We start from the raw sequence: 17406 nt of genomic DNA, 5'->3' as shown, positions 1-17406 counted from the left end.
AGGTTGACGGGTATGCCACGTACCCTTCGCCAAGGTCAGCGGTCCGAGCTGTACGTCGTCGATGTCGCCCGTAACGAGCACCGGCTGGTGTTCAGTTCGGACGAGGTGCTGTTCGAGGCGCCGAACTGGCTCGCCGACGGTACGTTGATTGTCAACGGCAACGGGCTGCTGTACCGGGTGGCCGACGGGCTCGAGGAGATCGAGCTCGGCGGGGTGCCCGCGATCAACAACGACCACGTGGTCAGCCCGGACGGGCGGACGGTGTACGTGTCGGCCGGGGACGGGCACATCTACGCCGTACCGATCGAGGGCGGCGCGGGCCGCCGGGTCACCAACGACCGCGGGGCCGGGTTCCACCACTACCTGCACGGTGTGTCCCCGGACGGTACGACGCTCGCGTACATCGGGCTGGAGTGGGTCGGCGAGCGGCGGATCACCAACGTGTGGACGATCCCGGCCGCGGGCGGCGCGGACGTCCAGGTGACCGACGACGAGTTCGCTGACGACGGGTCGGAGTACGGGCCGGACGGCGAGTGGATCTACTTCAACTCCGAACGCGCGGGACAGGCGCAGCTGTTCCGGATCAAGGACGGCACGGCCCAGCAGCTGACCGACGACGAGCGGGTCAACTGGTTCCCGCACCCCGCGCCGGACGGGTCGGCGATCGCCTACGTGAGCTTCCCGACCGGCACCGAAGGGCATCCGGTCGACATCGACGACGTCCGGCTGCGGCTCCTCACCCGCGACGGCGAGATCCGCGAACTGACGAGCCTGTTCGGCGGCCAGGGCACGATGAATGTGCCCAGCTGGTCACCGGACAGCTCGTCGTTCGCGTACGTCACCTACCCGCTCTAGACGTCCGCCAGCTCGACGGAGGTGTCCGCGAGGCGGGCCGGGTCGACCTGCTTGCCGGAGCGGATCAGCGCGCTGACCGCGTCGATCGTGTCCCACGTGTTCACGTGCATACCGGCGAGGACGTGGTTCTCGTCGTCCAGCCAGAACGCCAGGTAGGCGCCGGACTTCGGGTCGCCACGCAGCACCACGTGGTACGACGTACCGCGCGGCACCTCGCCCGCGTACTCCATGCCCAGGTCGAACTGGTCGGTGAAGAAGTACGGGATCGCATCGTGCGACACGTCCTCGCCGAGCATCGCCTTCGCGGCCGCGGCGCCGGTGTCCTTCGCGTTCTGCCAGTGCTCGACGCGGACCGAGCGGCCGAGCAGCGGGTGGTCCCAGCGAACCACGTCGCCGGCGGCGTACACGTCCGCGACCTTCGTCTGCAGGTCCGGGCCGGTGACGATGCCGGAGCCGTTCTCCGGCGTCGCGACCTCGATGCCGGCCGCCGCGGCGAGCTCGGTGTTCGGCCGGACGCCGACGCCGACGATCACCAGGTCCGCCGGGATCACCTCGCCGCCGGTCACCTTGACGCCGGTGACCTTGTCGGTGCCCTCGAAACCTTCGACGCCGGTACCGAAGCGGAACTGCACGCCGTGCGCGCGGTGCAGGTCGGCGAACAGCCCGCCGACCTCTTCCCCGAGGACCGCGGCGAGCGCGGTCGACTGAGGCTCGACGACCGTCACCTCGCAGCCCCGCTCGCGCGCGGCCGCCGCGGCCTCGAGCCCGATCCACCCGGCGCCGACGACGACCACCCGCGGCTTCGCGGCGTACGCCTCGGTCAGCGCCTGCGACTCCTCCGCCGTCCGCAGGTAGTGCACGCCCGGGAGCTCGGCCCCCGGTACGTCGAGTTCGCGGACCCGGCTGCCGGTCGCGATCAGGAGCTTCGCGTACGGGACCTGCGTGCCGTCGTCGAGCGTCACCGTGTGCGCGGCCGGGTCGATCGCGGTCGCCGTCGTACCGAGCCGGAGATCGATCGAGTGGTCGTCGTACCACTGCTGGTCGTGCAACTGCGCGGCACCGGTGTCGGCCTTGCCGAGCAGGACGTCCTTGGACAGCGGAGGTCGCTCGTACGGCAAGGACTTCTCGCTGCCGATCAGGACGATCCGCCCGCTCCAGCCGTCCTCCCGAAGGGTCTCGGCCGCGGTCGCACCCGCGAGACTCGCACCGACGATCACGATCTGTTCATCAGCCATGAACGAACCTTAGTCCTCGCTGAACCCTTGTCGCAGGCGGTCTCGATGACTACGTTGTCGCAGGACATAATACGTCCTATGTCTTGCTGAGGAGAGTCATGCGCGTACCCCGACCAGGCCGCCTCGCGGCCGCCGCCCTCCTGGTGTTCGTCACCCTCACCTCGCCGGCCCGCGCGTCCGGGCCGCCCGCCCCGTTCGTCGACGACAGCGTGCTGTTCCAGCAGAAGACCGACGGCTACTCCTGCTTCCGGATCCCGGCCGTCGTGCATGCCGCCAACGGCGACGTACTCGCCTTCGCGGAGGGTCGCGTCGCGGACTGCGGCGACGACGGCGACATCGACATCGTGCTGCGCCGCTCCACCGACGGCGGCCAGACCTGGGGGCCGCTGCAGGTGGTCTCCGACGGCAACGGGAGTACCCACGGCAATCCTGTGCCGATTGTTGACAATCGGACAGGCCGGGTCGTCCTGGTGACGACCCACAACGGCCCGGAGCCCTGCACGAACGGCTGCGACCGCGACCCGTACGTGCAGACCAGCGACGACAACGGCGCCACCTGGACCGCGCCCCGCGAACTCACCGACGCGAAGCTGCCGAGCTGGAACTTCTGGTACGCCACCGGCCCGATGCACGGCATCCAGCTCCAGCACGGCCCACACGCCGGCCGGCTCATCGTCGGCGCGAACTTCGAGACGTACGACGGGGTCGGGCCGCATGTCTACGGCACGCACCTGCTGTACTCCGACGACTCCGGCGAGACCTGGCACATCGGGGCGACGACGTCCCGGGAGGACGGGAAGGTGATCGCGCAGGAGGTGACCGTCGTCGAGCTGAACGACGGCCGGATCTACGCGCTCGCCCGGGAACGCGGGACGGATCCGGGCAACCGCGCGTACGCGATCAGCAGCGACGGCGGGGAGACGTTCGACAAGCCGTTCCGGACGATCCCGCAGCTGGTGATGCCGGACGTGCAGGGGTCGCTGCTGCGGTTCGACTCGCACCGGATCCTGTTCTCGGCGCCCGCGCATCCGGCCGCGCGAGAGGTGCTGACGGTGCGGTCGTCGTACGACGAGGCTCGGTCATTCGGCACGTGGCAGCAGGGCAAGGTGTTCTGGTGGGGGCCGTCGGCGTACTCCGACATGGTCCGGCTGGACGGGGACCAGGCGGGGTTGCTGTACGAGGCGGGGGTGGCGAGCCCGTACGAGTCGATCCGGTGGGCGCGGTTCAACGAGGCGTACCTGTCGGTGCCGAACGGGACGCCGCCGGGCATCCCCGGCCCGCCGGCGCCGGGGCCGCTGACGCCTGACGTCGGGCCGGCGCACAATCCGGCGTACGTGCGCGGTGAGGCGACTGTTGCCGAGGGCAAGTTCGGGAACGGGCTCGCGCTGGACGGGGTGGACGACTACGTCGAGGTGCCGTTCGACCGGTCGATCGACCTCGGGGCGGACGACTTCACGATGATGACGTGGATCAAGTACGGGTCGACGACCGGGTCGCACGCGATCCTCTGGGCCTATCGGACGGGGTCGGGGAGTACGCCGCAGGTGTGGTTGCGGGCGGAGCCGGAGAGCCAGCGGATCCGCGCGCTGCTGTCGGTCGACCGGTTCAACGTGACGGTGCAGTCGACGTCGGCGTACAACGACAACCAGTGGCATCACATCGTACTCCAGCGTGCGAACGGGAAGCTGCGGCTGGTGGTCGACGGCGTCGAGGCCGGCTCCACGGCGGCTCCCGCCGGGTCGGTCACCGCGGGGAAGGAGTTCGGCGTCCAGGGCATCCACATCGGCCAGCGGGTCGACGGCGCCAACCGCTTCCAGGGTTCGCTGGACGAGGTCCGCGTCTACCGCCGGGCGCTCTCCGACGAAGAACTGACCCAGATCCGCCTCACCAACAAGCCCAACAACAACCGCCTAGGCCTGGACCTCCCCTTCACCGCCATCCACTGAAGCCTGTCAGCTGGTGCGGGCTACCAGCTGACTGTGCCAAGCGAGGGCTGAGGGGTCGGTGAGGCTGGCTACCTGGTCGACTATGACGCGGAGGCGGGAGTGGTCGTCGGTGGCGGTGGTGAAGTCGGACTGGAAGGGGATGTCGAGGTGTCGTGGGGCGGTTTTCCACAGTGCTTCGACCAGTTCGGTGAGGAGTTCGCGTTGGGTGGCTCGGCGGGCCTGGCGTTCCGGGGACTTGAGGACGTGGTACATGCCGACGCCCTTCAGCAGCCCGATCTCGGTGCGGATTCCGGGCGGCACCACCAGGTCCGCCTCGTACCGGATCAGCCGCGACCCGCCGAACACCGCGTGCGTCGCCTGCTCGGCCGCCGTCGCGAACCGCCCGATCAGCTCGCTCGTCAGGTCCTTCAGCCCACCGAGCGCCCGCCGGCTGTCGTCGAACGTCGACGCCGGCCAGTACCGCAGCGCCTTCAGCCGCGCCCACCCCTCGTCCAGCTCGGCGTCGCTTGCCTCCGGCAAGTACATCTGCCGGACCGTCTCCCAGTACGGCTCCCGCACCGTGTCGACCGCGGCCAGGTCGATGTGATGGGCAACGATCCCGTCCTCGACGTCGTGCACCGAGTACGCCACGTCGTCGGCGAAGTCCATCACCTGCGCCTCCAGGCAACGCCGCTCCCCCACCCCCGGCCGCAACCACGTGAACACCGCGAGATCGTCGTCGTACACCCCGAACTTCCGCTCGCCAGGACGTCGCGCCCACGGGTACTTCGTCGCGGCGTCGAGGGTCGCGCGGCTCAGGTTGAGCCCGACGCTGCGCCCGTCCGCGTCGAACGTCTTGGACTCCAGCCGGGTCAGCAGCCGCAAGGTCTGCGCGTTCCCCTCGAACCCGCCGATGTCCGCCGCGACCTGGTCGAGCGCCCGCTCCCCGTTGTGCCCGAACGGCGGATGCCCGAGATCATGCGCCAGACACGCGGCGTCCACGATGTCCGGATCGCAGCCGAGCGTCGCCGCCAGCTCCCGCCCGATCTGCGCGACCTCGAGGCTGTGCGTCAACCGGTTCCGCACGAAGTCGTCGCTCCCGGCCAGCACCACCTGCGTCTTCGCCGCCAGCCGCCGCAACGCCGCGCTGTGCAGCACCCGCGCCCGATCACGCGCGAACGCTGTCCGCCCCGGCCGCTTCACCGGCTCCGCGACCCACCGCTCCGCGTCGTGCTCGTCGTACCCCTCATGCTGCTTCCTCATCACCACCCACACTAACGGCGACCACGGACATTTAGATTAAGTGCGTGCCCCGCGGGCGGCCGGACCACGGACCGGAACGCCTGGCGATTCCTGAAGACTGAGTGGTCGTCCGCGGGGCCGGTCTTGTGTTCGGCCGCTGGGCCTGTTCGGGAACTTGGAGCCGCCTCGCTGGGGGTGGACTTCTGCTTGTGGAATGTCTGGGCTGTGCCGTTGTCGGACTGGGCCGAGTGACCGTGTTCGTTGTGGTGGAAGGATCTTCGTGGAGCTGACCTTGGGTATCGACCTGGCGTGCCGGGCCGCGCACCAGGCCTCGCTGGCCCGTCGTGATGGGACGTTCGTGTGGACGGGGAGGAAGTTTCTTCACCCGGCCGGCTGAACTAGAGGCGTTGTGGGCCGCGATCGGTCTCACCGAGGCCGACACGCTCACGGTGGTGATGGAACCGACCCGCAACGCCTGGGCGCCGGTGGCGTCATGGTTCCGCCGCCGGCGCGCGAAGGTCTCGATGGTGCCCACCACCCAGTCGGCCGACCTGCGGGCGTACTACTCCAAGCACACCAAGAACGACCATCTGGACTCCAAGCTGCTGGCCCGGCTGCCGCTGCTACACCCCGAAGGGCTGCGCGAGCACACCGGCGACGGGCCAGCCGAACCGCTGCGCCGCGCGGTGAAGATCAGGGCGTCCATCGTGAAACGCCGCACCGCGATCTTCTCCCGGCTCGACGCCCACCTGGAGTTGCTCGGCCCGGCCTGGTACGACGCGCTCGGCTCGAACTACGGCAAGGCCGCGCTGGCGGTGCTGACCCGCTACGCCGACCCCCACGCGCTGGTGCGGCTCGGGCAGGCCCGGCTGACCCGGTTCCTGATCCGGCATTCGCGCGGCGCCTGGCGCGACGACCACGCCCGGGCACTACTCACCGCGGCGAAACAATCGATCGAGCTCTGGGGAACCGACGGGATCGACTTCGCGGAACTGGCCGCCGACATCGCGGTCGAAGCCGAACAGGCCCAGGTGCTGACCGAGCAGATCGAGGACCTCGATGAACGCTGCGCGAACCTCTACGCCGAGGCCGACCCCACCGGCATCATCGCCTCCGCGCCCGGCGTCGGGCCGGTCACGTCCGCGATCATCACCGGCCGGATCGGTGACCCGCACCGGTTCACCAGCCTGGCCGCGATCCGCGCCTACTCCGGCCTGGTCCCGAAGATGGCCCAGTCCGGGCAGTCCCTCCACCAGCACGGCCTCACCAAGGCCGGCGACCCACTGCTGCGCGAAGCCCTGTTCACCGCGGCCGACGCCGCCCGCAAGACCGACCCACAACTCGCGGCGAAATACGCCCGGCTGATGTCCACCCAGCGGCACCACGACTCCGCGATCTGCCACATCGCCACCACCCTGCTCACTCGGATCGCGACCTGCTGGCGCACCGGCCAGCACTACACCCTGCACGACACCGACGGCCGCGTCATCACCCCCGAAGAAGGCCGCCAGATCGTCAAGACCAAGCACCAGGTCGACAAGCAGACCCGGACCAAAGCCGCCAACACCCGCCAGTCCCAACGCCGCAAACACAGGACGAGCCGGGAGTCACAGGAGTCGCTAAGCGCTCCAACATCCCGGCCCGCCAACACCAGCATAGAAGCTACCCAGGTGGCTTGACATTCCTTAGGAACTCAGTTTCGCGACCTTCAGATGGCTACGCAGTAACGGATCCAGATGACGCCGTCCCGGAAGACCTCGGTCCCGGCGTGTTGCAGGTGCAGGCGGGGAGTGTCGTACCACGACTCGCCGCCCGACAGCACTGGGTGGATGAGCAGCGCGAGCTCATCCACCAATCCTTGGTCCAGGCAGGTCCTGGTGAGTGCGGGCGAGTCCACACGCACGGTCTGTACGCCCCGCCGGCCCAGAACGGTGAGGATTTCTAGCAGGTCCGCCTCCTCGTAGCCCGTGACGAGTTCGCGGGTGGTCGCGTCCGGCGGGCGCGGCGGCGTGAGGTCGGCATAGAGGGCCAGTACGCCGGACCAGTAGCCAAGCTCGCGCAACGAGTCCCACGTGTGGACGCGGGCCCGGTCGTCCACCACCGCCAGCAACGGCCCGTCGGCACGCGAGCCGCGGCGCGGGGCCGCCCGTACTTCGTTCTCCTGGGCAACGATCGTCTCCGCGTCGATCAGCGTCACGTCCTCCTGCCACAGCGTCGCCAGCGCATAGAACCGGGCGAGGTCGACGTCGAATCCCGACGTCGCCCCGTCCAGCGAAACCGCCAGCTGAGCCACCACATGAGGCCGCATATCCCCCAATCTAGGGACCCCCACCGACAAATCCGGTCACAGACTCCGTAGCGTTCCGGGCGAACGGGCGGGCGCTGCCGGCGCCGTGTGCAACACCTACCGGCAGATCGGTGGAGCCGTCGCGATCGCCGCCGTACTGCTTCTATTCGCGGCTCTCAACGGCACCCGCATCCGCGGGCGGGATCACCAGGGCAGCGGAGTCCCCGGTACGACGGCAGCGGCGAGGCGCTCCTGGACGGCGCGGCGGGCGCGGTTGTAGCCGGTCTCGTCGTTGTGCAGGATCGACGCGAGGTTCGCGGCCTCGTAGTACGCGTTCAGGTCGAAGGCGAGCTGAGCCGGGTCCGCCGTGAGTTCGCCGCGGTCGACGGCCTCGGTGATCGCGGTCTCGATCAGGTCCATCCATTCGCTGTGTACGGCGGCGAGGTACTCGTGGACGGCTCCGTCGCGGGCGGAGTACTCGTGCGAGACCTTCTGGAAGAAACAACCACCCGGGAACACGCGGCTCCGCGAGTAGTCGAGCCAGTGCCTGCTCAGCGCCCACACACGACCGAGGCCGGGCTCGATCTCGTACGCCGGGATGACCACGTTGTCGGCGTAGATCCGGCGCGCGGCACGGACCGTGGCGAGCTGGAGCTCCTCCTTGGAGCCGAAGTGCGCGAACAGCCCGCTCTTGCTGATCCCGAGCTCGGTCGCCAGCCGCCCGATCGACAGTCCTTCGAGGCCGTCGACCGACGCGATGTCGACGGCACGCCGCAGCACGGCGCGCCGGGTCTGATCACCCCGCGCCAGCCGTCCGTCGACCTTCTCCACGATCCCGATCCTAAGTGCATTGACTGCTACGCTGATCGAAACTAATAATACGACCGTTCGTATAGTTTGGTGGAGGGGTTCGGGATGCAGAAGCTGGTCAGTGTCGGATTGCAGACAATCGGATTGTTGTCGCCGCGGCTCGGCGGCCGGATCGCGTTCAGCCTGTGGCGGCGGCCTCTCGCCCGCGGCCGGGTCCGTGCCGACGAGGAGAGTGTCCACACTGCCGCGAAGGTCGAAAGCCTGGACGAGGCCGGCGCGGAGGTCCGGACGTACGCGTGGGGCGACGGCAAGCAGCCCGTGCTGCTCGTGCACGGCTGGCGCTCGCGGGCCTCGCGGTACGCCGCGTTCGTGACGCGACTGCTCGAGCTCGGGTACAGCCCGGTCTCGTACGACGCCCCGGCACACGGCGACTCCGACGGCGAGGTGACGTCGATCCTCGGGCACCAGCGGATCATCCGCGCGCTGGAGGAACGGCACGGCCCGTTCGAGGGCGTGATCGCGCACTCCCTCGGCGTACCGTTCGCGCTGTACGCCGTCCGCGAGGGCGTCGCCGCGAAGCGAATGGTGATGATCAGCGGGGTCGCGGACTTCGGCTACCTCGCCGACGCGTTCTGCGCCGAGCTCGGCCTCGGCCCGACGCTCAACCGCGAACTGCGCCGCTGCATCGAACGCGGGTACTTCGACGGCGACCACGACATCTGGACCCGCTTCTCGGTCACCACCGGCAAGGCCGAGCTACTAGTGATCCACAACGACGAGGACGACGTGGTCGACCCCGCCCAGGCCCAGGTCCTGCTCCGGAACTACGGCCCGCACGCCCATTTCCTGCCGACCACCGGCCTCGGCCACCGCCGGATCCTCTCGGACCCAGCGGTGATCGCCGAAGCTGTTGCCTTCCTGCAGGACTCAGATGTCCCGGAAGGTCTCGATCTGAGCGCCTAGCGAGTTCAGCCGGGTCGCCAGGTCCTCGTACCCGCGGTTGATCACGTAGATGCTGCGCAACACCGACGTACCCTTCGCGGCCAGCATCGCGATCAGTGCGACCACGGCCGGGCGGAGCGCCGGCGGGCACATCATCTCGGCGCCGGAGAAGTGCGTCGGCCCCTCGACCATCACCCGGTGCGGGTCGAGCAGCTTCACCCGGCCGCCGAGCTTGTTCAGGTCGGCCAGGTAGATCGCACGGTTCTCGTACACCCAGTCGTGGATCAGCGTCTGCCCGGTCGCCGTCGCGGCGATCACCGCGAAGAACGGCAGGTTGTCGATGTTCAGCCCGGGGAACGGCATCGGGTGGATCTTGTCGATCGGCGCGTGCAGCTTCGACGGCCGGGTGGTCAGGTCCACCAGCCGGGTCCGGCCGTTCTCGGCCAGGTACTCCGTACTGCGGTCGTAGTCGAGCCCCATCTCCTCGAGCAGCGCGAGCTCGATCTCCAGGAACTCGACCGGCGCCCGGCGGATGGTGATCTCGGACTTCGTGACGATCGCCGCGGTGAGCAGGCTCATCGCCTCGATCGGGTCCTCGGACGGCGCGTAGTCCACGTCGAGGTCGATGTCCGCCTTGCCGTGCACGGTCAGCGTCGTGGTACCGATGCCGTCGATCGTCACGCCGAGCAGGTCGAGGTAGAAGCACAGGTCCTGGACCATGTAGTTCGGGCTCGCGTTCCGGATCACCGTGACGCCGTCGAACCGGGCCGCGGCCATGATCGCGTTCTCGGTCACCGTGTCACCGCGCTCGGTCAGCACGATCGGCTTGCCCGGTGCGATCGCCCGGTTCACCAGCGCGTGGTACTGCCCGCCGGTCGCCTTCACCTCGAGGCCGAACGGGCGGAGCGCGGTCATGTGCGGCTCGACGGTCCGGGTGCCGAGGTCGCAGCCACCGGCGTACGGCAGCTCGAACGCGTCCTCGCGGTGCAGCAGCGGACCGAGGAACATGATGATCGAGCGGGTACGGCGGGCCGCGTCGGCGTCCATCGACTCCAGGTCGAGCTGCGCCGGCGGGACGATCTCCAGGTCACCCGCGTCGTTCAGCCAGGTCGTGCGAACGCCGATCGAGTTCAGTACCTCGAGCAGCCGGTTGACCTCTTCGATCCGGGCGACCTTGCGCAGCGTCGTACGGCCCTTGTTCAGCAGCGAGGCGCAGAGCAGCGCGACACCGGCGTTCTTGCTGGACTTGACGTCGATCGAGCCGGACAACTGGCGGCCGCCGGCTACTCGGAGGTGGACCGGGCCGCCACCGAGAGAGACAATTTCGGAGTCGAGCGCCTCGCCGATCCGGGCGAGCATCTCGAGGGTGAGGTTCTGATGACCCTTCTCGATCCTGTTCACGGCACTCTGGCTGGTGTTCAGTACTTCGGCCAGTTGCGTCTGTGTCCAGCCGCGGTGCTTGCGCGCGTCCCGGATCAGGTTTCCGATCCGGCTCAGGTAGTCGTCGGTCATACCCGGGACCATATCTCACATGTGAGATACCGCTGCGCCGACCCGCCGGTACCAGCGTAGCGAACATCACCGCGGTGCCTTCGAGGACCCGCCTGACCTGGTGAAACGCCCGCAGCCTAGAGTTGCCCCACACTCCCGCCGCCACCCGGAGAGGATCCAGCAGATGCCCGACGACACCTCCGCCGCGGTGGTCAACGAGTTCGAGGCGGAGTCGTGGCCGCTGGAAGCAGCCGCGGACAGCCTGCACCAGGTGATCGAGGGGTTCCACAACGGCGACACCCGGCCGCTGGTGATCGGCGACGGCGACCAGCCGGTGCTCGTGGTGCTGGCGATCGCCGACCTGGCCGACTTCCGGGCCCGGATCGCGGAGCTGCTCGGCAACCCGGTCGACGCCGGCTGGCTGCGGTACTACCTGCGCTCGAACTTCGACATCAGCTCCGAGCGCCTGGTCGAGCTGCTCGGCGTCGACGCCGACCACGGGCTCTCGTCGCTGGCCAGCCAGGTGAACGTCGAGCAGGCCGCAACGCTGATGCAGGACCACGTCCGCCGGACCGAGGCCGGCGGGAACCCGCTGATGCTGATCGGCGACGGGACGATGGCGACCGCGGCGCTGCTGTCGTTCCAGGCGTTCCAGGTGCTGATCGCGATGGAGGGCGACGGGAAGTACGACGACGACTCCTGCGCGCACGACGACGAGGAGAAGCCGACCACTCCGCTCGAGGTCCTCGCGGAGCGGATCGGGCCGGTGTCGACGCAGATCGTCGCGCAGCTGAACGCGGGCCGCGAGCCCGGCCTGCCGCGGTACGAGCTGCACTTCGAGGACAACCTGGTCGAGCACCTGCGCGACCTGGAGGCGCGCGCGCAGAAGACGCCGGGCGGCGGCGCGTACGACGAACTGAACGACCTGCTGCACCAGTTCGACCAGATGCGCAGCGGGCTGGTCCAGGCGGACGCGGACGCGGAGCCGGACGAAGCGCCGTACCTCGAGGCCACCGATCTGAAGGCGGCGCTGCCGGACATCCGGGACGCGTTCCGCGACGGCGCCGACGACCCGTACCTGATCGGCCTGGACGGCCGGCCGCTCGCCGGGCTGATCTCGTTCGACCTGTATGAGGAGCTGCAGAAGGTCTCCGTCGAACTCGACGGCACCGACGAGGCCCCCGTCCTCCCCCTCCCCGAGCCTCGCTGGGAGAACGGCCCGCGCCTGCTCCCGTTCGAGATCGCGCTGGAGATGTGCGAGGCGGTCTGCGAGGACATCACGAACGGCGAGGGCTCGATGCTCTTCATCGCCGACGAGGACGACGAACCCGAACTCGTCCTGGCCCCCCTCGTCTGGCTCTGGGCGTACGTCGACCACCTGAACCTCGCCGACGCCTGAGGCTTCGCACCCTCTCCAAGTGAGACCCCGCAGTGCCATCCTGGACCGGTGAAACGGTCCATACCACTCGTCGCGGCGGGCTGCCTGGTGCTCGCCGGCTGCTCGTCGGCCGGCCAACCGGGCGTGACTGTCGACCAGGCGGCGACGCTCGCCGACCAGGCCGTCCATCTGAAGGTGACCGGGCTACCGGCCGGCAAGCCGGTCCAGGTCGGCGCCGAGGCTGTGGACCGCGATGGCAGGAAGTGGCACAGCGAGGCGACGTTCACCGCGGACGCCCGCGGGACGGTCGACCTCGACAGCGCCAAGCCGTCGAGTGGGAGTTATCAGGACCCCGACGGGATGGGGCTGTTCTGGTCGATGAACCCGCCGGACGGCGACCCCGACACCCAGTCGTACATCCCGCCGACGGAGAGCGGGAGAGCCGTCGAACGCCTCGACGTGAGCGTGCGCCGCAACGGCAAGCGGCTCGCGAGTACGACGCTCACACGGCGCTGGGCGTCCGCCGGCGTGACGTTGACGGCGGTCACCTCGGCCAAGGACAAGTTCACCGGCATGTACGTCGCGCCGAAACCGGACGGTTCGAAGCACCCCGCCGTACTGTTCCTCGGTGGATCGGAAGGCGGCGTACCGCCGCTGTCGAGCCCCGCGTTGCTCGCGTCGCACGGGTATCCGGTGCTGGCGCTGGCGTACTTTCACGCGCCGGGAGTACCGGCGGACCTGCGTGACGTCCCACTCGAGTACTTCGCGTCGGCGGCCCGCTGGCTCGCGCGGCAGCCCGGGGTGGACCCGGCGCACCTGGTCGTGATGGGTACGTCGTACGGCTCCGAGCCGGCCTTGCTGCTGGCCGATCACTTCCCGGAGCTCGTCGCCGCGACCGTCTTGTATGCGCCGGGCTCGTACGTGACGGGGTCGTTCCCGCATCCAGGTGGCGCGGCCTGGACGTACCGGGGCACCTCGTTGCCGCCCGACGATCCGATCCCTGTCGACGGTGTCGACGGTCCCGTCCTCGCGGTCGCCGGCTCCGCCGACGCGACCTGGGGGTCGAAGTCGTCCGCGGAACTGATCATGCAGAAGCTCGACGCGGCGCGCGACAAGGTCCCGCACGAGGCCGTGATCGTCGACGGCGCCGGTCACGGGATCGGCGGTGCGCCGTACCTTCCGCACGGCACCGTCTTCAACCACCCCATCGTCGGCCACTTCACCCTCGGCGGCACCCGCCCAGCCAACGAGTCCGCCCTACTCCAGGGCTGGACAAAGACGCTCGCGCTGCTCGCGGCGCTCTAGCTGAACGGGAACAGGGGCTGCCATTCCGCGAGGGTGGCGATCTCGTAGACGTCGGCCGGGGTGTACGGGTCCTTCGCGAGGATGTCGCGGACCTCGGCCTCGTCGGCGACGTCGTACACGAGCAGCGCGCCGGTGCCGTCGGGGAACGGGCCGGCGGCGACCAGTTTGCCCGCTTCGCGGAGGGACGCGAGGTAGTCGCGGTGGGCGGGGCGGACCTCCAGGCGGCGGTCGGTCTCGGACACGTCGAAGCGCAACTGCACGACAAATTGGGCCATGGCCAGAAGCCTACATCGCCCATAGAACAAAGAGATTTGGTGCGGGTAAGGGAGTCACGAGCCGCCACAGCGGCTGGTTCAGGTCAGACCCGAAAGTCGACGAGTGAGCTCCCTTCCCGCCCGGATATTCTGACCAGCCGGTGCACCGCTATGCAAGGGTTTGGTGAAGACAAATTCCTACAATCAGTTGGTTGAGGTAACGCTTCGTGATCGAACCGCCGGCGGCGTCGATCAGGCCGCCGATGCAGTCGTACAGACGGTCACGCCGGTCGGTTGTCAAGGCCCGATGCCCCGAGTACGACGACAGAAGTTCGAGATATTCGGCCCTCGGGTAGGTCGCGTCCCAGGCGTATTTGCGGGACTCCACGGACTTGAACAGACCGGTGTCCGCCAGGCCCGCGGGATCTTCCGGTACGTCGTCCGAGGCGGGTAGCGGGCCGGCCGCCGGGTCGTCGGTGAACCTGTCGTAGCAGGTCTGCACGTCGGCGAAGAACTGCTCGGAACCGCCGGCCACGTGGTGGGTGGAGACCACCGCCAGCGCACCGCCGGGTCGGAGCAGCTCGACACATCGTTCGACGCGGGTTGCCGGATCGAGCCAGTGGAAGGCGGTGGCGGAGAGGACGAGGTCGTACTCCCCCGTTCGCAGCTCCCACGTGTCGAAGTCCGCGACGATCACCTCGATCGTTGGGAACTTCCGCCGCAATACCTCCGCGAGCCCAGGACTGAGTTCAACGGCGGTGATGGTCCAGCCCCGGGCCAGCATGGCGGCGGTTGCCTGGCCGGTGCCGGGGCCGATTTCGAGCACCCGCGGGTGCGGGCCGACCTGCCGAGCGAGGTCGTCGAAGAGCTCGCGCGGGTAGGTCGGACGGACGCGGTCGTACAACTCCGCGTCCTCACCGAAGGTCTGCCGGAGAGTCTGCCTGCTCACCCGTCCAATGCTGCGCGGCCGGACTCCAGGCGGGCGACCGGAATGCGGAACGGTGAGCATGAGACATAGTCCAGGCCCACCTCGTGGAAGAAGTGGATGCTGTCCGGGTCGCCGCCGTGCTCTCCGCAGACGCCCAGCTTGAGCTCCGGTTTGGTCGCCCGGCCGCGCTCGACGCCGGTCCGGACGAGCGCGCCGACCCCCTCCCGGTCGATCGACTCGAACGGCGACACCGCGAAGATCCCCTTCTCCAGATACCGCGAGAAGAACGCGCCCTCGACATCGTCCCGGCTGAACCCCCACGTGGTCTGCGTGAGGTCGTTCGTCCCGAACGAGAAGAAGTCGGCCGCCTCCGCGATCTGGTCCGCGATCACCGCGGCCCGCGGCAGCTCGATCATCGTGCCGATCGGAACCTCGACTCCGACCTCGGCCAGCACGCGTGACACCTCGTCACGCGCGAGCTGCAGTTCCTGGACGGCGCCGACCAGCGGGATCATGATCTCCGGCCGCGGGTCCTTCCCGCGCTGACGCAGCTCGACCGTCGCCGACGCGATCGCCCGTACCTGCATCGCGAACAGCCCGGGGATCACCAGCCCGAGCCGTACGCCGCGCAGCCCGAGCATCGGGTTCTGCTCGTGCAGCCGCTCGACCGCCGCGAGCAGCTTCTCGTCGTGGGCCGACGCCGTACCCCGCTCGCGCGCGATCGCGACCTGCACCGCGAGCTCCTCCATCGACGGCAGGAACTCGTGCAGCGGCGGGTCGATCAGCCGGATCGTCACCGGCAGCCCGTCCATCGCGTCCAGCAGCTCGAGGAAGTCTCCGCGCTGCAACGGTTCCAGCTCGGCCAGCGCCGCCTCGCGATCCGCGTCGTTGTCCGCGAGGATCAGCCGCTCGACGGACTCCCGGCGTTCGCCGAGGAACATGTGCTCGGTCCGGCACAGCCCGATCCCCTCGGCCCCGAACCGCCGCGCCCGCGCCGCGTCGTCGGCGGTGTCGGCGTTCGTCCGTACGCCGAGCCGCCGTACGTCGTCCGCGTGCGTGATCAACCGGTGCACCGACGCGACCAGCTCGTCCCCGTCCGTCGGCGCCAGCGTGCCCTCGAAGTACTGCACGACCGGCGACGGCACGACCGGTACCTCGCCGCGGAACACCTCGCCCGTGGTGCCGTCGATCGAGATCAGCTCACCCGCCCGCAGCACCGTCCCGCGGACCGTAATGGTGCCCTGGGCAACGTTCACGTCGAGCTCCTCCGCGCCGCAGACGCAGGTCTTGCCCATGCCGCGCGCGACCACGGCGGCGTGCGAGGTCTTGCCGCCGCGGCTGGTCAGGATGCCCTGCGCCGCGATCATCCCGTGCAGGTCGTCCGGGTTGGTCTCGCGCCGTACCAGGATCACCTTCTCGCCCCGCTCGGCTGCGTCGACCGCGGCCGCCGATGTGAAGACGACCTTGCCCGAAGCAGCACCCGGCGACGCCCCGATCGCCTTCGTCACAAGGTCCTTCGCGGCCGCGGCGTCGAACCGCGGGAACATCAGCTGCGCCAACTGCGCACCCTTGACGCGCCGAAGCGCCTCGTCGGTGTCGATCACGCCCTCGTCGATCAGGCTGGTCGCGATCCGGAACGCCGCCGCCGCGGTCCGCTTGCCGACCCGGGTCTGCAGCATCCACAGCTTCCCGCGTTCGACCGTGAACTCGATGTCGCACAGGTCGCGGTAGTGCCCCTCGAGCGTCGCCATGATGTGCATCAGGTCGTCGTACGACGTCTTGTCGAGCTGCTCGAGGTCGGCCAGCGGGACCGTGTTCCGGATGCCCGCGACGACGTCCTCGCCCTGCGCGTTCTGCAGGTAGTCGCCGTACACGCCGGGCTGCCCGGTCGACGGATCGCGGGTGAAGGCGACGCCGGTCCCGGAGTCCATGCCGAGGTTGCCGAACACCATCGAGCAGATGTTCACCGCGGTGCCGAGGTCCTTCGCGATCCGCTCCTGGCGGCGATAGAGGATCGCGCGGTCCGAGTTCCAGGAGCCGAAGACGGCCTCGATCGCGAGGTCCATCTGGGTCCGCGGGTCCTGCGGGAACTCGCGGCCGGTGCGCTCGTGCACTGCCTGCTTGAAGGTGCCGACCAGGGCCTGGAGATCGCCCGCGTCCAGGTCGAGGTCGTTGCGGGTGCCGCGGGCCGCCTTCAACGCCTCGATCGCGTCCTCGAAGACGTCGCCTTCCATGCCGAGCACGGTCTTGCCGAACATCTGGATCAGCCGGCGGTACGCGTCCCAGGCGAACCGCGGGTTGCCCGAGTGGTGCGCGAGCCCGTTCACCGAGTCGTCGTTCAGGCCGACGTTCAGCACCGTCTCCATCATGCCGGGCATCGACACCGCGGCGCCGGAGCGGACCGAGACCAGCAGCGGGTCGTCGGCCTGGCCGAGCTTCTTGCCCATCTTCCGCTCGAGCAGGTGGACGTGGTGGTCGATCTCGTCGGCGAGGTCGGCCGGCACCGCCCCGGTCTCCAGGTACGCGCGGCACGCGTCGGCGGTGATGGTGAATCCGGGTGGTACCGGCAGGCCGAGGTTGGTCATCTCGGCCAGGTTCGCCCCCTTGCCGCCGAGGAGCTGCTTCATGTCCTTGTTGCCTTCGGCGAAGTCGTAGACGAGTTTCGGCACGGTCACTCCCTGGGTTGCAGGCGGGTGTTTTCGGCGCGGCAAAGTAGGCCGCTGGCCCGTCGGCAACGGCGGCGGGGGCGTGCTT

At 69.2% G+C, this 17406-nt stretch carries 14 protein-coding genes; 6 read left to right on the top strand and 8 right to left on the bottom strand.

Annotation, left to right across the window (positions count from 1 at the left end):
* Positions 1-12 precede the first annotated feature (12 nt).
* Positions 13-855: a TolB family protein gene (locus ACFV9C_RS25120; protein ID WP_380197256.1), complete on the top strand. Its 843-nt coding sequence runs from the start codon at positions 13-15 to the stop codon at positions 853-855.
* On the opposite strand, the gene ACFV9C_RS25115 is transcribed toward ACFV9C_RS25120, so the two are convergent.
* Complete coding sequence (locus tag ACFV9C_RS25115; protein ID WP_380197255.1) at positions 852-2090, bottom strand: NAD(P)/FAD-dependent oxidoreductase; 1239 nt, start codon at positions 2088-2090, stop codon at positions 852-854. The genes ACFV9C_RS25120 and ACFV9C_RS25115 overlap by 4 nt on opposite strands.
* 98 nt (positions 2091-2188) lie before the next feature.
* On the opposite strand from ACFV9C_RS25115, the gene ACFV9C_RS25110 reads away from it, so the two are divergent.
* Positions 2189-4036 carry an exo-alpha-sialidase gene (locus ACFV9C_RS25110; RefSeq protein ID WP_380197254.1) on the top strand — a complete coding sequence of 616 codons (1848 nt, stop codon included), beginning with the start codon at positions 2189-2191 and terminating at the stop codon, positions 4034-4036.
* Between the two features lie 6 nt (positions 4037-4042).
* Here the strand turns inward: ACFV9C_RS25110 and ACFV9C_RS25105 are convergent, their stop codons facing one another.
* Positions 4043-5278, bottom strand: coding sequence for a deoxyguanosinetriphosphate triphosphohydrolase (locus tag ACFV9C_RS25105; RefSeq protein WP_380197252.1), 1236 nt, complete (start codon positions 5276-5278; stop codon positions 4043-4045).
* Between the two features lie 326 nt (positions 5279-5604).
* Between ACFV9C_RS25105 and ACFV9C_RS25100 the strand changes: the two genes are divergently transcribed.
* On the top strand, positions 5605-6936 hold the full coding sequence (locus ACFV9C_RS25100; protein ID WP_380197619.1) for an IS110 family transposase: 1332 nt from the start codon (positions 5605-5607) through the stop codon (positions 6934-6936).
* 29 nt (positions 6937-6965) lie between these two features.
* On the opposite strand, the gene ACFV9C_RS25095 is transcribed toward ACFV9C_RS25100, so the two are convergent.
* On the bottom strand, positions 6966-7565 hold the full coding sequence (locus tag ACFV9C_RS25095) for a dihydrofolate reductase family protein (RefSeq protein WP_380197251.1): 600 nt from the start codon (positions 7563-7565) through the stop codon (positions 6966-6968).
* A 183-nt stretch (positions 7566-7748) separates the two neighbouring features.
* Positions 7749-8375 carry a TetR/AcrR family transcriptional regulator gene (locus ACFV9C_RS25090; protein WP_380197249.1) on the bottom strand — a complete coding sequence of 209 codons (627 nt, stop codon included), beginning with the start codon at positions 8373-8375 and terminating at the stop codon, positions 7749-7751.
* 84 nt (positions 8376-8459) lie between these two features.
* On the opposite strand from ACFV9C_RS25090, the gene ACFV9C_RS25085 reads away from it, so the two are divergent.
* On the top strand, positions 8460-9317 hold the full coding sequence (locus ACFV9C_RS25085) for an alpha/beta hydrolase (RefSeq protein WP_380197247.1): 858 nt from the start codon (positions 8460-8462) through the stop codon (positions 9315-9317).
* On the opposite strand, the gene ACFV9C_RS25080 is transcribed toward ACFV9C_RS25085, so the two are convergent.
* Complete coding sequence (locus tag ACFV9C_RS25080) at positions 9282-10808, bottom strand: helix-turn-helix domain-containing protein (protein WP_380197245.1); 1527 nt, start codon at positions 10806-10808, stop codon at positions 9282-9284. The genes ACFV9C_RS25085 and ACFV9C_RS25080 overlap by 36 nt on opposite strands.
* Before the next feature lie 163 nt (positions 10809-10971).
* Here ACFV9C_RS25080 and ACFV9C_RS25075 point away from each other — a divergent pair, with 163 nt between their 5' ends.
* Both ACFV9C_RS25075 and ACFV9C_RS25070 read left to right on the top strand, forming a co-directional pair.
* A complete protein-coding gene (locus ACFV9C_RS25075) occupies positions 10972-12186 on the top strand; it encodes a hypothetical protein (RefSeq protein WP_380197244.1) in 1215 nt (404 codons plus the stop codon).
* A 48-nt stretch (positions 12187-12234) separates the two neighbouring features.
* Positions 12235-13470: an acyl-CoA thioesterase/BAAT N-terminal domain-containing protein gene (locus ACFV9C_RS25070; protein ID WP_380197242.1), complete on the top strand. Its 1236-nt coding sequence runs from the start codon at positions 12235-12237 to the stop codon at positions 13468-13470.
* On the opposite strand, the gene ACFV9C_RS25065 is transcribed toward ACFV9C_RS25070, so the two are convergent.
* The 3 genes from ACFV9C_RS25065 to ppdK all read right to left on the bottom strand — a co-directional run bounded on the left by ACFV9C_RS25065 (position 13467) and on the right by ppdK (position 17321).
* The gene (locus ACFV9C_RS25065) at positions 13467-13745 is read right to left on the bottom strand and encodes a YciI family protein (RefSeq protein ID WP_380197240.1); all 279 of its coding nucleotides are present in this window, start codon (positions 13743-13745) and stop codon (positions 13467-13469) included. The two genes, ACFV9C_RS25070 and ACFV9C_RS25065, sit on opposite strands and share 4 nt — an antisense overlap.
* A gap of 148 nt (positions 13746-13893) precedes the next feature.
* Entirely contained in the window at positions 13894-14673 is a 780-nt protein-coding gene (locus ACFV9C_RS25060; protein WP_380197238.1) for a class I SAM-dependent methyltransferase, read from the bottom strand.
* Entirely contained in the window at positions 14670-17321 is a 2652-nt protein-coding gene (gene ppdK, locus ACFV9C_RS25055; protein ID WP_380197236.1) for a pyruvate, phosphate dikinase, read from the bottom strand. The genes ACFV9C_RS25060 and ppdK overlap by 4 nt, the downstream gene beginning before the upstream one ends.
* Positions 17322-17406 lie beyond the last annotated feature (85 nt).

This window comes from Kribbella sp. NPDC059898, assembly GCF_042730855.1.
Taxonomy (GTDB): domain Bacteria; phylum Actinomycetota; class Actinomycetes; order Propionibacteriales; family Kribbellaceae; genus Kribbella.
This window is presented reverse-complemented; position numbering and strand designations above follow the sequence as displayed.

Bases quoted from the DNA above. Each gene is read 5' to 3' on its own strand.
- ACFV9C_RS25120 (WP_380197256.1), top strand. From the start codon at position 13: ATGCCACGTACCCTTCGCCAAGGTCAGCGGTCCGAGCTGTACGTCGTC.
- ACFV9C_RS25115 (WP_380197255.1), bottom strand. From the start codon at position 2,090: ATGGCTGATGAACAGATCGTGATCGTCGGTGCGAGTCTCGCGGGTGCG.
- ACFV9C_RS25110 (WP_380197254.1), top strand. From the start codon at position 2,189: ATGCGCGTACCCCGACCAGGCCGCCTCGCGGCCGCCGCCCTCCTGGTG.
- ACFV9C_RS25105 (WP_380197252.1), bottom strand. From the start codon at position 5,278: ATGAGGAAGCAGCATGAGGGGTACGACGAGCACGACGCGGAGCGGTGG.
- ACFV9C_RS25100 (WP_380197619.1), top strand. From the start codon at position 5,605: ATGGGACGTTCGTGTGGACGGGGAGGAAGTTTCTTCACCCGGCCGGCT.
- ACFV9C_RS25095 (WP_380197251.1), bottom strand. From the start codon at position 7,565: ATGCGGCCTCATGTGGTGGCTCAGCTGGCGGTTTCGCTGGACGGGGCG.
- ACFV9C_RS25085 (WP_380197247.1), top strand. From the start codon at position 8,460: ATGCAGAAGCTGGTCAGTGTCGGATTGCAGACAATCGGATTGTTGTCG.
- ACFV9C_RS25080 (WP_380197245.1), bottom strand. From the start codon at position 10,808: ATGACCGACGACTACCTGAGCCGGATCGGAAACCTGATCCGGGACGCG.
- ACFV9C_RS25075 (WP_380197244.1), top strand. From the start codon at position 10,972: ATGCCCGACGACACCTCCGCCGCGGTGGTCAACGAGTTCGAGGCGGAG.
- ACFV9C_RS25065 (WP_380197240.1), bottom strand. From the start codon at position 13,745: ATGGCCCAATTTGTCGTGCAGTTGCGCTTCGACGTGTCCGAGACCGAC.